The 13,272-nt window shown below is 37.1% G+C and carries 12 protein-coding genes; 3 read left to right on the top strand and 9 right to left on the bottom strand.

The window, feature by feature from the left end; translation table 11 throughout:
- Nucleotide 1: 1 nt before the first annotated feature.
- Together feoB and B176_RS0106560 are read right to left on the bottom strand one after the other, a co-directional pair.
- The gene (feoB, locus tag B176_RS0106565; RefSeq protein WP_017257994.1) at nucleotides 2-2,116 is read right to left on the bottom strand and encodes a ferrous iron transport protein B; all 2,115 of its coding nucleotides are present in this window, start codon (nucleotides 2,114-2,116) and stop codon (nucleotides 2-4) included.
- 11 nt (nucleotides 2,117-2,127) lie between these two features.
- Nucleotides 2,128-2,343 (bottom strand): FeoA family protein, encoded by a 216-nt coding sequence (locus tag B176_RS0106560; protein WP_017257993.1) that lies wholly within the window; start codon nucleotides 2,341-2,343, stop codon nucleotides 2,128-2,130.
- A gap of 433 nt (nucleotides 2,344-2,776) precedes the next feature.
- On the opposite strand from B176_RS0106560, the gene B176_RS0106555 reads away from it, so the two are divergent.
- Entirely contained in the window at nucleotides 2,777-5,239 is a 2,463-nt protein-coding gene (locus tag B176_RS0106555; protein WP_017257992.1) for a glycosyltransferase family protein, read from the top strand.
- Nucleotides 5,240-5,317: 78 nt separating this feature from the next.
- Here B176_RS0106555 and B176_RS0106550 read toward each other — a convergent pair whose 3' ends face one another.
- Both B176_RS0106550 and B176_RS0106545 read right to left on the bottom strand, forming a co-directional pair.
- A complete protein-coding gene (locus B176_RS0106550) occupies nucleotides 5,318-6,076 on the bottom strand; it encodes a glycosyltransferase family 2 protein (protein ID WP_017257991.1) in 759 nt (252 codons plus the stop codon).
- Complete coding sequence (locus B176_RS0106545; protein WP_017257990.1) at nucleotides 6,063-7,340, bottom strand: glycosyltransferase family 4 protein; 1,278 nt, start codon at nucleotides 7,338-7,340, stop codon at nucleotides 6,063-6,065. Before B176_RS0106545 ends, B176_RS0106550 begins: the two co-directional genes overlap by 14 nt.
- A 107-nt stretch (nucleotides 7,341-7,447) precedes the next feature.
- Here B176_RS0106545 and B176_RS0106540 point away from each other — a divergent pair, with 107 nt between their 5' ends.
- Entirely contained in the window at nucleotides 7,448-8,032 is a 585-nt protein-coding gene (locus B176_RS0106540; RefSeq protein WP_026063196.1) for a 2,3-bisphosphoglycerate-dependent phosphoglycerate mutase, read from the top strand.
- Between the two features lie 71 nt (nucleotides 8,033-8,103).
- Here the strand turns inward: B176_RS0106540 and B176_RS0106535 are convergent, their stop codons facing one another.
- On the bottom strand, nucleotides 8,104-9,504 hold the full coding sequence (locus B176_RS0106535; protein ID WP_017257988.1) for an MBL fold metallo-hydrolase RNA specificity domain-containing protein: 1,401 nt from the start codon (nucleotides 9,502-9,504) through the stop codon (nucleotides 8,104-8,106).
- 98 nt (nucleotides 9,505-9,602) lie between these two features.
- Here B176_RS0106535 and B176_RS0106530 point away from each other — a divergent pair, with 98 nt between their 5' ends.
- Nucleotides 9,603-10,421, top strand: coding sequence for an SMP-30/gluconolactonase/LRE family protein (locus tag B176_RS0106530; protein ID WP_017257987.1), 819 nt, complete (start codon nucleotides 9,603-9,605; stop codon nucleotides 10,419-10,421).
- A 68-nt stretch (nucleotides 10,422-10,489) separates the two neighbouring features.
- On the opposite strand, the gene B176_RS0106525 is transcribed toward B176_RS0106530, so the two are convergent.
- From B176_RS0106525 to parS, 4 genes are all read right to left on the bottom strand, one after another.
- Complete coding sequence (locus tag B176_RS0106525) at nucleotides 10,490-11,332, bottom strand: DUF2911 domain-containing protein (protein WP_026063195.1); 843 nt, start codon at nucleotides 11,330-11,332, stop codon at nucleotides 10,490-10,492.
- Between the two features lie 170 nt (nucleotides 11,333-11,502).
- Complete coding sequence (locus B176_RS0106520) at nucleotides 11,503-12,138, bottom strand: porin family protein (RefSeq protein ID WP_017257984.1); 636 nt, start codon at nucleotides 12,136-12,138, stop codon at nucleotides 11,503-11,505.
- Nucleotides 12,139-12,294: 156 nt separating this feature from the next.
- A complete protein-coding gene (locus tag B176_RS0106515; protein WP_017257983.1) occupies nucleotides 12,295-12,744 on the bottom strand; it encodes an RES family NAD+ phosphorylase in 450 nt (149 codons plus the stop codon).
- A 2-nt stretch (nucleotides 12,745-12,746) separates the two neighbouring features.
- Entirely contained in the window at nucleotides 12,747-13,220 is a 474-nt protein-coding gene (gene parS / locus B176_RS0106510) for a type II RES/Xre toxin-antitoxin system antitoxin (RefSeq protein WP_017257982.1), read from the bottom strand.
- Between the last annotated feature and the right edge of the window lie 52 nt (nucleotides 13,221-13,272).

Here is a 13,272-nt window from a genome sequence, read left to right as displayed (position 1 = left end):
TTTATTTTAAAATTACATAGGTAACATAACTGGCCACATAAGCCAGTACCAACATATAAACAAATTGGATAACTGGCCATTTAATGTGTTTGGTTTCGCGGTAAACCACCGCCATGGTACTCATGCACTGCATGGCAAAAGCATAAAACATCATTAAAGAAAATGCGGTAGCCACTGTAAAAACCGGCAGACCAGTTTCCGTGTTTTTAGCATTTGCCATTTTATCCCGTACAGAATCCATTTGATCCGCATCGCCATCAACAGAATACAATGTAGCCATTGTGCCTACAAAAACTTCTCTGGCAGCAAATGATGTAATTAAAGCAATCCCTATCTTCCAATCGAAACCTAAAGGCTTAATGGAAGGTTCAATACTTTTCCCTAACACGCCAGCGTAAGAATTTTCCAGCTTTTCTGAAGATTTTAGCCTTTCAATCTCATGCTCACTATATTTTGAGGTATAGGTTTCAGCCTTGTATTTAGCATCTATTTTCTCAAACTTATCTCCAGGACCATAGCTCGCCAGCACCCAAAGCAGAATAGACACCGCTATAATAACCTTACCAGCTTCGGTAACAAAGGTTTTAACACTCTCGTACATGGTTAAACCAACATTGCTCCAGCGTGGCATTCTGTAAACCGGCAACTCCATAATAAAATAGCCTTTTGCCTTACTTTTTAAAATAAACTTCATTGCCCAAGCCACTAAAATAGCCGACACAATACTCATTAAATACAATGACATTAGCGCCAAACCTTGTAACTGTATAAAGCCGAATACCATTTTGTTAGGCACAACTAAAGATATCAATAAGGTATAAATAGGCAACCTTGCAGAACAGCTTACCAAGGGTGTTACCATAATGGTAATCATCCGTTCTTTCCAGTTTTCAATTGTTCTGGCACTCATAATAGCAGGAACGGCGCAAGCCAATCCTCCAATCATCGGTACAACAGATTTTCCGTTCAAGCCCACTTTTCGCATTAATCGGTCCATCATAAACGTAACACGAGCCATGTAACCCGTATCTTCTAAAATGGAGATAAAAGCAAACAACAGGGCTATTTGAGGGATAAAAACCATTACACCGCTTAAGCCTGCTAGTACCCCGTCAACCAATAAATCTGTTAAAACTCCGCTCGGTAAAAACTGATGCCCCGCTTGCTCTAACCAAACAAATAACGTTTCTATTAGCGTCATCGGGTACTCCGACCAAGCAAAAATAGATTGGAAAATAGCGAACAGTATCCCAATAAAAATCACAAAACCCCAAACCTTATGGGTTAAATAATGATCTATTTTATTGCTGATGGTTTCTTCTACTGCAACAGTTGTGTACTTAACAGAATCTAAAAGAACATCATTAATATAATTGTAACGGGCAATCGTTTCTGCTGCCTGCGATTTTTGGGAATGAAAATCTCTTGAACTTACAAATTCTTCAACCTGTTGTCTTTCTGCTTTGCTTAAGTATCTTAAATTTTTATGCTGATGCGCAATCTGAAGCGCAACGTAGGGGTTCTCAGTTTTTAATGCTACAGAAATATCCTGTATCAACTCCGGAGCAATCGCTTCGACCGAAATGGTCTCCAGTTGCAAGCCAACCTTATCCTGAAACTGTATTGCTTTTTTTAGCTCCTCAATACCTTGCGATTTGCGAGCGGCCAGCGTTACAACTTGGATATTCAATCTTTTGGCTAAAGCATCAATATCTATCTCGATATTGCCTTTTTTAGCCAAATCCATCATGTTTAAAACCAAAATAACAGGCAAACCTAAATCCGCAATCTGGGTATAAAGTAATAAGTTTCGCTTTAAACTAGTTGCATCTGCAACTACTAAAACAATATCTGGATGGGCTGAATTCTGCTTATCAGACAGTACTTCAAAAACAATGGTTTCATCTGCGCTTTTAGGGTACAGGCTGTAAGTACCCGGTAAATCTATAACCTCTACACTGGTTCCATCGGCCAGCTTGGTAAAGCCCGACTTTTTATCAACCGTAACGCCTGGAAAATTACCTATTCGCTGATTTAAACCTGTTAATATGTTAAAAATGGTCGATTTCCCTGTATTTGGATTACCAACAAGAGCTACTTTTTTAATATTTTTCAATCCTTATCAGATTAAATCAATTCTATCGTAGAAGCTTCTAGTTTTCTTAACGATAATTGATAGCCAGCTACAGAAACTGCTATGGGATCGCCCATTGGGGCTATACGTTCTAATTTAACACATTCGCCAGGCAAACATCCCATCTCCATTAACTTAACAGACATTTCTAAATCTGTAAATTCTTTAATAATTCCTACCTGTCCTATTTTTAGTTGCGATAACTTCATGCTAGTATAAATGAGTTGCCACGAAAATAAGGCTTATTTATATTAAATCCAAATAAGGGATTCATAAAGAATAATTTAATTTGCTTTTTGATAAAAACGGTCCTTAAACTGAATGAAGTTTAACACAGAATCGCTTTTACAGGACTGATACATGAGCTGATGGTGTGTACGTATTGGTTTTACTTTTGGTAAAAGAACAAGGTTTTTTGCCTGTGAACATTTACAATTGTACCACAACAACGTTATTATAATTATTGACTATCATTCTTAGAACTTAAAGCTATCGTTACAATGTAGTTAAGGTTCAATATTCCATAAACTCCAGTCCATCCGCCTCAAAAACTGTTTTTTTGAACGCAAATCCCACAAAAAATAATAGATTTCATTTGCCCGAGTATATTCCTATTTTTGATGCTCAATAATTTAATTTAAAATGGCGAATTGGTTTAAAAGAAATGGTATCCATATCGGTATCATCCTGTTTTTTGTAATCTTATGTTTTGTTTATTTCACCCCCGCTTTTCAGGGTAAGGTATTGATGCAAAGCGATGTTCAAAAAGCGGGTGCTACACAAAGCGAGATCATGAAATACAATAAACTTGATGGCAAAGCTCCACTTTGGACAAATAGCATGTTCGGTGGGATGCCTAGTTACCAAATCTGGTTAAAATATCCTAAAAACATAACTACGCACATCATTGACTTTATCAAGGCTTCTTCGCCAAATCCCGTTGATATCGTTTTGTTATACCTTATCGGAACTTATTTTCTATTAATTGTGCTGGGCTTAAGTCCTTGGCTGGCAGCCGTGGGTGCCATAGCCTTTGGCTTTTCTTCGTATAATTTTATTTTTATAGAGGCTGGCCACAGCAACCAGGCTATGGCAATTGCCTTTTTTCCGGCAATTTTGGCGGGTGTAATGCTAACTTTAAGAGGCAGGTATCTGTTGGGCGCAGCAGTTTCGGCGCTATTTATCTCTTTAGAAATTAGGGCAAACCATATTCAAATGACTTACTATTTGTTTATTGCCCTATTAGTATTAATGGGGATCGAATTCTTTCATGCTTATAAAAACAAAACACTCAAACCTTTTGGCAAATCAGTTGGTGTACTAACTTTAACGGTGATTTTAGGAGTTTTAGTGAACGCTGGAACGTTATGGACAACCTACGAGTACAGCAAGTTTTCTACCCGTGGCAAATCAAATATTACCACAGACAGTTCGCAACCAAACAATGGTTTAGATAAAGATTACGCTTACCAATGGAGCCAAGGCGTTGGCGAAACCATTACCTTATTAGTTCCTAATGCATACGGTGGTGCTTCAATGCCCATGCTTGATGATAAGTCAAACGTTGCGAAGGCCTTATTGGGTAAAGGTGCCGATATTAACCAAGCAGCTGGTTTTGCACAACAAATGCCAGTGTACTGGGGGCCAAAGCCATTTACGTCTGGTCCGTGGTATTTTGGTGCGTTTGTATTGTTTCTATTTATCTTCGGATTATTTGTAGTTAAAGGAAGATTTAAATGGTGGTTACTAAGCGCTACCTTATTAAGTATTCTGCTCGCATTCGGTAAAAACTTCAGCTTAATTTCCGACCTGTTTTTCCACTACTTCCCGCTTTATAACAAGTTCCGATCGGTAGAGTTTAACCTGGTTATTGCAAGTTTATGCGTACCAATATTAGCTTGTTTGGCCATTTTCGAAGCAACCAAGCCAACCGCCGATGTAAAGGAAATCATCAAAAAACTAAAAACCAGTGCATATATTGTATTAGGTATTTTGGTGGTTTTGTTAGCTGTGCCTACTTTACTATTTAGCTTTAAAGCTGATAATCACCAAGATTTCCTTTCGCAACTTAACCAAATGGCAGGTGGCGATAACAGTTTTGGAGCAAGTATAGCTGGTGCTTTAGTGGATGATAGAATCTCACTTTTTAGAGCAGATGCGATTCGGTCTTTACTGTTTATTGTGGTAGGAATCGGCGTTCTTTGGGCTTTAATCAATAAAAAGATCGCACAACCCTTAGGGCTTATTATTATCGGTTTAATTGTATTAACCGATTTATGGTCATTAGATAAACGCTATCTGAATGATGATAAATTTGTGGCGAAAGCGGTCATGAACCAGCAAGCACAACCACGTGAGGTTGATGAGTTTATATTGAGAGATCGTGATCCTGATTTTAGGGTTTTGGATTTAACGATTCCAACTTTTCAGAGTGCAGACGCTACCGCATTCCACAAAACAATTGGTGGCTACCATGCTGCTAAATTAAAGCGTTTTCAGGAGGTGATTGATAAACAGTTTACTGGTGGCCTGAATCAGGATGTATTGGATATGCTAAACACCAAATATTTTATCACCACGGGTAAGGATGGTAAAACTGCAAGTATGCAAGCAAACAGTACAGCATGTGGCCATGCTTGGTTTGTACAAAGTGTGCAATATGCGGAAAACAATGATCAGGAAATGCAGGCAATCAGTTCTTTTGACCCTCAAAAAGAGGCGATTGTAAATAAAGAATTCAAAAGCCAAGTTGAAGCCCAAAAAATTGGAATTCCGGAAAACGGACAAATAAAGCTAACTAGTTATCACCCAGATCTATTAAAATATGAATATTCTGTAGATAAAAATGTAGTAGCTGTTTTTTCTGAAATTTGGTATCCTAAAGGATGGAAAATGTACATTGACGGCGAAGAAAAGCCATATTTTAGAGCTAACTACCTTTTAAGAGCTGCAGTTTTGCCAGCTGGAAATCATAAAATTGAATGGAAATTTGAGCCAGCCTCATATTTTTTAGGAGAAAACATTTCATTATTTGGATCTATTCTCCTATCTTTAATTCTAGCAATAGCGATCTACCGCGAGATCGCCCGTAAGCAACCAGCTTAAACTAACCAGTATAAGAGAAAATCCCGATTCAAAAAGATCGGGATTTTCTGCCTTTATAGGCTTTTGTAATCAAACGTTTTAGTCGTTCGTTTTATTGTATCTCAAATAGTAAAAAAGGAGACGTAACGAAATTACGCCATGATTGAAAATATTTGGTAGAATACCAAAATAACGGCTGAATATTTTAAAGCGCTCTTTTAAACTTTGCAAGTGCTTTTGTTTTGACATGCCGCCCATCAAATACTTGGCAACATAAAAATCAACGTTTACCACCATTTTGGCTTTGGTAAGCGCATTTAAAATCCAGTCTATATCGGCACTAAGCTGATAGTTTGGATTATAAAGTTCAGTAATTGATTTTTTGATATAAATAGCCTGGTGACTTACGCACATACCATATTTAAAACTAGCCAGCGTTAACTCTTTTGGGGTTTTGTGGCGTCTGGTTCCTTCGCTCTGTAAGTTGGCATTCAACATTTCTGTTTCGCCATAATAAATATCAGCATGTGCCTTGCTGGCGAAAATCTTCTCGACGGTATCACTTTCATAAATTTCGTCGCCAGAATTCATAAACAACACATAATCGCCAGTAGCTAAAGCCAAACCTTTGTTCATCGCATCGTAAATTCCATTATCTTTTTCACTTACCACTCTGGAAATTTTGGACTGGTAACTTTCAACTATTGCCAAAGTACCGTCGTTACTTGCACCATCAATAATAATGTACTCGATATTGCTATAACTTTGATTAACTACAGATTTGATGGTTCTTTCAATATCAATTACGTTGTTATAAACAACCGTTATAACAGATAAAATAGGCTTAAAATTCTCCATCGAGATTGTTCAATAAAGATTTGTATAGGTTGATGTGTTTCTCGGCAATCTTTGCCTCGCTAAACCGAGTCATTACTTTGGCTCGAGCATTCGCGTTTAAAACAGTTCTATTTTGGTGATTATAAATCCAGTTCAAACCTTCCATAAAATCCTCCGCATTTTTATACTTTGCCAAATAACCGTTTTCCTGATGATCCACCATGTCGGGTATTCCACCGGTTTCAAAAGCGATCACAGGAGTTCCACAGGCTAAGCTTTCCATTACCGTATTCGGTAAATTATCTTCTAAAGAAGTCGTTAAAAAAGCATCCGCAGCGGCATATGCTTCTACTAAAGTTTCATCATTATTGATGGTACCTAAAAATTTTACAGGAATCTCAAACGGGGGTGGCAATTGCGTATTTCTATTTCCGAAGACAACCAAGGTTACCTTTTTTGCCAATTCTGGATTTTTAGCCAACCACAGATTAATAGCATCAATTAAGTAAGGAGTGCCTTTATGCGCATCTTTTTTAGAGGGCATAAAACCGCTTAACAGAATGAAATCATCAGGCTTTAAGCCCAAATTTGCTCGGGCTACTTGCTTATCTAAAGGCTTAAAAATATCGGTTTCTAAGGTATTTGGAATATGATGTACTGGCTTATCTTTTAACAGGCCGCTCTCCTTGGCGGATTCTGTTAACCATTTACTGGGGCTGATGAACTGCGCATTCATTTTTTGATAGGCAAGCATTTTACGCTTCCAAGTTTTATGAGAAATATCATCTGCCTCGGGGTCTTTTAACAGCGGACAAAATCCACAATCGGTGATGTAGTTCTGGCAATCAAAACGTACGTGACAACCGCCTGTAAAGGTATTACTATCATGCATGGTCCAAACAATGGGCTTTTTTAGTAAAGCTAGTTTTGCCAAATCCGTTGGATTTAAAAACCCGTGATTAATCCAGTGTAAATGGATAATATCTGCTTGTAGCAAGGCTGGATGTTGATGAATATCCTTCCCAAAAAAAGAAAGAGAAAACGGCAATTTTAAATCTTTTTCATAAAATCGAGGAAGGTATCGCTCTGCTAGAATTCTAAGTGTGGCAAAAAAACGATCTACAACCCCTGGATACAGTGCTTTAATATCATCCCGCTTCCCCAATTTGATATAGGTGTACAAATCACTATCTACGCCTGCTTTTTTTAAAGCATTGTTTAGTCTATAGCTTGCTCGGCCGGCTCCCCCATTTCCATCGTATGTGTTTAGATGAATTACTCTCATTGCTGTAAAAATACGATTCTTTGATTGATTAGCCGAACTGAAATTTGGAAGGAAATAATGGCATGTTTAATGCCTGTGAAACCAATACAACTATTAAGCAACAAAAAATGAGAAACGAATTGATACTTGTTCGGCATGGGCAGTCGGTCTATAATCTCGAAAACAGGTTCACAGGTTGTAGAGATGTGGACTTAAGTGCTCGTGGTGTAGAAGAGGCTAAAAAGGTTGGAGAGAGACTAAAATATGTAACGATTGATAGGGTTTATACGTCGGTTTTGTTGAGGGCAAAGCATACCTATCAAATTATAAGTGATAGCGCTGGTTTCAAAGACATATCTGTTGTGGAGAGCGATGCTTTAAATGAACGCCGTTATGGAGATTTAGAAGGTTTAAATAAAAGTGACACCGTTCAGAAATTTGGAGAAACACAGGTAGACATCTGGCGGAGGTCTTTCGACACTCCTCCTCCTGGCGGAGAGAGCTTAAAAAACACTTATGACAGGGTAATTCCTTATTTTGAAAAATACATAAAAAAAGACTTAGACAAAGGACTAGCCGTTCTTATTGTTGCGCATGGCAACAGTTTGAGGGCTTTAATTATGTATCTAGAAAAGCTTTCACCGAAAGAGATAGTAAACCGGGAAATTGCCACCGGAACTCCAATAACTTATCGCTGGCCGTTAAATCTATAAGTCGTTTTAATCAATTAAACGAACGAATAATAGTCCTTCGAGAGAGAAGCATGCTTCTCTCTTCTTATACTTTAGAGCTGAAAACTTTGATGTCTTTTTGGTATCTCAACATTCTCATAGCCTCTCTTATTAAGTTCTGACTTAAAGTTATTTTGGGTATCGAACTCGCCGTGTACTAAAAATATCTTTTTGAGTATCGTTTTATCTTGACCGTTTAAAAAATGTATCAAATCTGACTGATCTCCATGCGCACTCATCGATTGTAAAGAAGCAATTGTAGCATTTACCTGATAATACTCGCCAAAAATAGCAACTGGATTCACGCCATTTTTTAGTCTTCCTGCCAAAGAAGAAGGTTCTGAATAACCTACCATTAAAATTGTACAATTAGGATTTTCAATGTTATTTCTGATATGGTGTTTTACACGCCCTGCTTCGGCCATACCGCTAGAAGAAATAATAACCATGGGTGTATCGTCGGTATTTAATGCCTTCGACTCCTCAGCATCCTCCACATAATGTAGCCCTTTAAAGTCAAATGGGTCATCATCAACTTTTAAAACTTCCTGTACGTTTTCGTTAAAATTCCAAGGGTATGATTTTACAACCATGGTGGCTTTTTCAGACAGTGGACTATCTACATAATATTTAACATCGGGCAGTTTTCCTGCCAACTCCAAACTGTTTAAAGAATATAAAAGTTCTTGTGTTCTCCCTACACTAAATGCCGGAATAATGAGCTTTCCTTTTCTTTTTACGCAAGTTTCTTCAATAATCTGCAACAGTTTTTCTGCAGCCGGGTTAGCATCTTCGTGTAAACTATCGCCATAAGTAGACTCGAGCAAAATATAATCTGCCTGTCTAAACTGGCTTGGCGCTTTCAGTATTAAATCTTTATACCTACCTACATCGCCACTAAAAGAAATGCGGGTAAGTTTCTCATCCTCTTTAATATCTAAATGCACAGATGCACTCCCTATAATATGACCTGCGTCTTCAAAACTTACCCTTACTCCATCCCTAATTTGGTAAACCGTACTATATTTTACTTTTTTGAAATGTGTTAACGCAACGAGTGCATCTTTCATGGTATATAATGGTTCAAAAAGTTTTTGTCCATGTTTTGACCGCCTTTTATTAGCGTAACGGATATCGTTTTCTTGAATTTTGGCAGAATCCTGTAGCAAGATTTTACAGAGTGCATAAGTGGCAGGCGTACAAATGATATCTCCTTTAAACCCCTGAGCCACCAATCTAGGGATTAAACCAGAATGATCAATATGCGCATGAGAAAGTATCAAATAATCCACTGCTCTTGGATCGAAACCAAAATCTCGATTCATTTCATCCGTATCAGAACCATGCCCTTGAAAAAGACCACAGTCTAATAAAATCTGCGTTCCGTTATTAAGAGTTACCAAATGTTTACTGCCTGTTACAGTTTGTGCAGCGCCGTGGAAAGTTATTTTCATAAAAAATCTATAGACCTTAAGTTAAACAATTATTAATCCAAAACCTGTGGTTTATGTGTAAATTAGCAGGTCAAAATTAAATTCGTAATCAAATTATCATGAGAAACATTCTTTTTTTACTGTTCGCTTTGTCTTTTTCACAAGTAAATGCACAACTGAAACTTACTAAAATTTGGGAAACTAAAGATTTGGCAACACCAGAATCTGTTTTGCCTTTGGGCGATTTATTGTACGTTTCTTTAATTGATGGCGACGGCGCTAAAGCAGATGGCGTAGGCGGGATTGCAATATTAAAGGAAGATGGAACCGTGTTAAATAAAGAATGGATAACCGGTTTAAACGCACCAAAAGGTTTAGGTTATTTTAAAGGTAAAATTTATGTTGCCGACCTTAACGAGGTAGTTAAAATTGATATTAAATCTGCCAATGTAGAAGCCAAAATTCCGATTAACGAAGCTATTTTTTTAAATGATATTGCTATAAATAGTAAAGGAGAAGTTTTTGTTTCTGATACCCGTTTAGGTAAAATTTACCGAATTGTAAATAACAAAGCCGAGCTGTTTTTAGCCGATGTTAAAAACGCTAACGGACTTAAGTTTATTAATGACCAGCTGTATGTATTAAGTGGGCCTAATTTGGTGAAAATTGGAAAAAATCAAAACCAACAAATTATATCAAGTGGTTTGGCTGCAGGTGGCGACGGTTTGGAGCCCTACAAAAAAGATGAGTTTATAGCAACTTGCTGGGTGGGCTTAATTTATCATATTAAAGCAGATGGTACTTTTGACATGTTATTGGATAGCAGGGCAGAAAAAATCAACACTGCAGACATTGGTTTGAACGCCAAAAAAAATATACTATATGTACCTACGTTTTTGAAAAACTCTGTTGTTGCTTATAAAATAAGCGATAAGTAATTGATACTTTTTGGGCATAAAAAAGCTTCCCATCTTTTTTGAAGGGAAGCTTTTTTTAAATTACGGTGTTATTTCAAATCGTTTATAAACGCTTGATTTAACTTAACGTACTCTGAATTATTGATTTCTTTAGCAATTGCCAATCCCTCGGTTGCAGAGATTTTAGCACCTTTTTTATCTCCCATTTTAGACTGTATTCTAGCTTTCCAAAGTTTAATCCACGGTGCTTTTGTGTCAGCTTTTTCTGCTTCTTTAACCCAAGCTAAAGCTTGCTTTAAATCTTTATCATTCGTAAAGTAATATTGAGCAGCCGCAAAATAAGGTTTCTTTTCGCCCTTCATCGCTTGCGCTATGTTAGCCATTACCTTTGCATCGTAATCTACAGTTAAAGGAACATTTACTTGCGTATGGTCCCAAGCGATAGTTAAGTCTAATGTGCCTGGAGTTACGTTATCAAATTGAATGGTAAAAGTTTCTGTTTTAGTAGCCGTTTTTACTGCTTTCACTTTTATTTTTGCAACATCATCTGCATCTTTATGGGTATAAGCACCCCATTGTTTAGCAGCTTTATTTAAAACCACAGTCCATTCGCTTTCGCCAGGAATGGTAAACAAGGCATACTCACCAGCTGCAATTTTTTGTCCACCAAAATTAACCTCGTCTGTGAAAACAATGGTGGTAGCACTATTTGCACCTGTTCGCCAAATTTCGTTGTATGGCACTAATCCGCCAAAAATCACTCTACCATTAGCCACCGGGCGACTGTAATTAACCGTAACTTTTCCTAATCCAAAATCTTGGACAATGGTTTGCCCAGAACTTGGTTGGGGCATTAAAGCTTGCGCATACACAGATGCAGCAAAAATTGTAAGCAAAAAACTTACGCTAAGGATTTTAAAACCTAATTTCATAACAAAAAATTTAGATGGAAAGTTATCATTTAATTCTCTGAATGCATTGGGTTTTGAACTGGTTAGATGTAATGGTTTTGTAAAAAGAACATTTGCAGATGATAAAAACCAGAGTATAAAAAAACAGCCGTGGATTTACTCACGGCTGTTTGTATCAATGATTAGCTCGTTTAAAACTTATAACCTAGTGTAAGCGCAAAACCACTGTTCTTTGCTTTTCCAAAATTCTCATCATCGTTAGTGGTTCCTTTTTGAAAATCTCTCATGTACCGTCCTGTTACGTTTAAGTTTTGTGTAAAATCATACCCTAAACCAACAACACCGCCTGCTATAGTCTTTGCAAAATCTTTTGTGTCTGTAGTCTCGTTTAATTTTTCGCCGTTAGAATAGAATTCTGTTTTTTGGCTTAACAAAAAAGAAACCTGTGGACCAGCAAAAACATTAAATCTTGGTGCTGCCTCATAACTAAACGCAATTGGCACATCTAAGTAATCAATTTTAGTCTCTAATTTTCCGGTTACTCCACTTACGGTACCTTCGACTTTGGCGCCTTTCTGAGAATAGTTCACTTCAGGAACAAATTTGAACTGACCACCTAAAGGTATTTCAGTAAAAATTCCAGCTGTAAATCCTGGTTGGTAATCGTATTTATATTCATTTGCACCACTTCCAATTTTTCCTAATGTGGTTAAATTTGCGCCGGCTTTAATACCAAATTTTATTTTATCGGTTTTAGCTTCTTGGGCATTTACACTTGCTCCAAATCCTAGACTTACAGCAAATAACATAATTAAGGTCTTTTTCATATTTCTAATTTTATTATCCTGTAAAACAGAATATCTAAAACAACACTGTTAAAACCATGCCAGTAAAAGAATGTTTGAACGCTTAAAAGTGGTAAATATGCCCTTTAACAGCTAATGAGAGTCTGATTGATTTTAAAAATAAAAGGTATTTCTCACTTAGGATTTTATCCTACTATCAAAAATAAAGGACTCATTTCCTAACAGTTTAACTTCTGAAAAATCGGGGTGATTGGGATTTAATAGATAATTATACTCTTGAGCGATGATGGCTGAGGGAACCCGTAGCACAGCCGTTTCGTTTTTCTGTATCCAATTGTTGCCGATGTTTTGGGTATAAGGAAGCTCTTCATAAGCTAGCCAATCGGGTTTTAAATCAGATAGTTTTATGGTGGAAATCTTTAAGTTATCCGGGATGTTGATGCTTAATAAGCGAAAGTTTTGATTTAGGCCCAAAGAAGTTCTATGAACAACGTTCTCTAAACAGGATAGCGATTGCGATGAAGCAGCGTAAATAACCCGTACCTGATTGCCGTTCCATCTCGCCGACCGCCCAGATGCTTGCAAAGAATCAGCAAACTTTGCAAGCGTAATTCTGTAAACCTGCATACTTAAGCTAAATCTCCGTAAGCAATGCGGTTGAGTTCATCTTCTATTAAGGTGATGCCCGTAATTGTATCCATTAAATTAAAGGGTATTTGTTCACCTAAACCATAAGCGGGCACATTTAACCATTGATGAAAAGCTGGTGCGCTACCAAATACTTCAATACCCAAATTATATAATGAAAACGATTTTAGAAGTTTCTCGCTTAATACAGCATCAAGCTTTAGATCTTTAACTACATAGTTTTGAATCGTTTTTACCGTAGTTTTAAAAGTTTCCTGAAACTCATCATAGGTAAAGCCAGAGACGGAAATAAAATCTAAAGCAGCATTTGCTTTTAAGCCTTGTTTAGCATTAGATAAAATACTGATTGGACTAGCGTACATATTGCCGTAAGCAGCAATAGTTTCTGCAACCAAGCTTAGCGGTGCATGTGCCGTTTCTGCATATATCTTCATCTTTTTGATTGGCTTTTTCATGATACCTTTTATAAATCTAATTTAAGAAATATTTCTCGATAACAAAGAAATA

The sequence above is a fragment of the Pedobacter arcticus A12 genome, assembly GCF_000302595.1.
Lineage (GTDB): Bacteria > Bacteroidota > Bacteroidia > Sphingobacteriales > Sphingobacteriaceae > Pseudopedobacter > Pseudopedobacter arcticus.
Note: the sequence above shows the minus strand (reverse complement) of the source record. Positions and strands in the feature narration are given on the sequence as shown.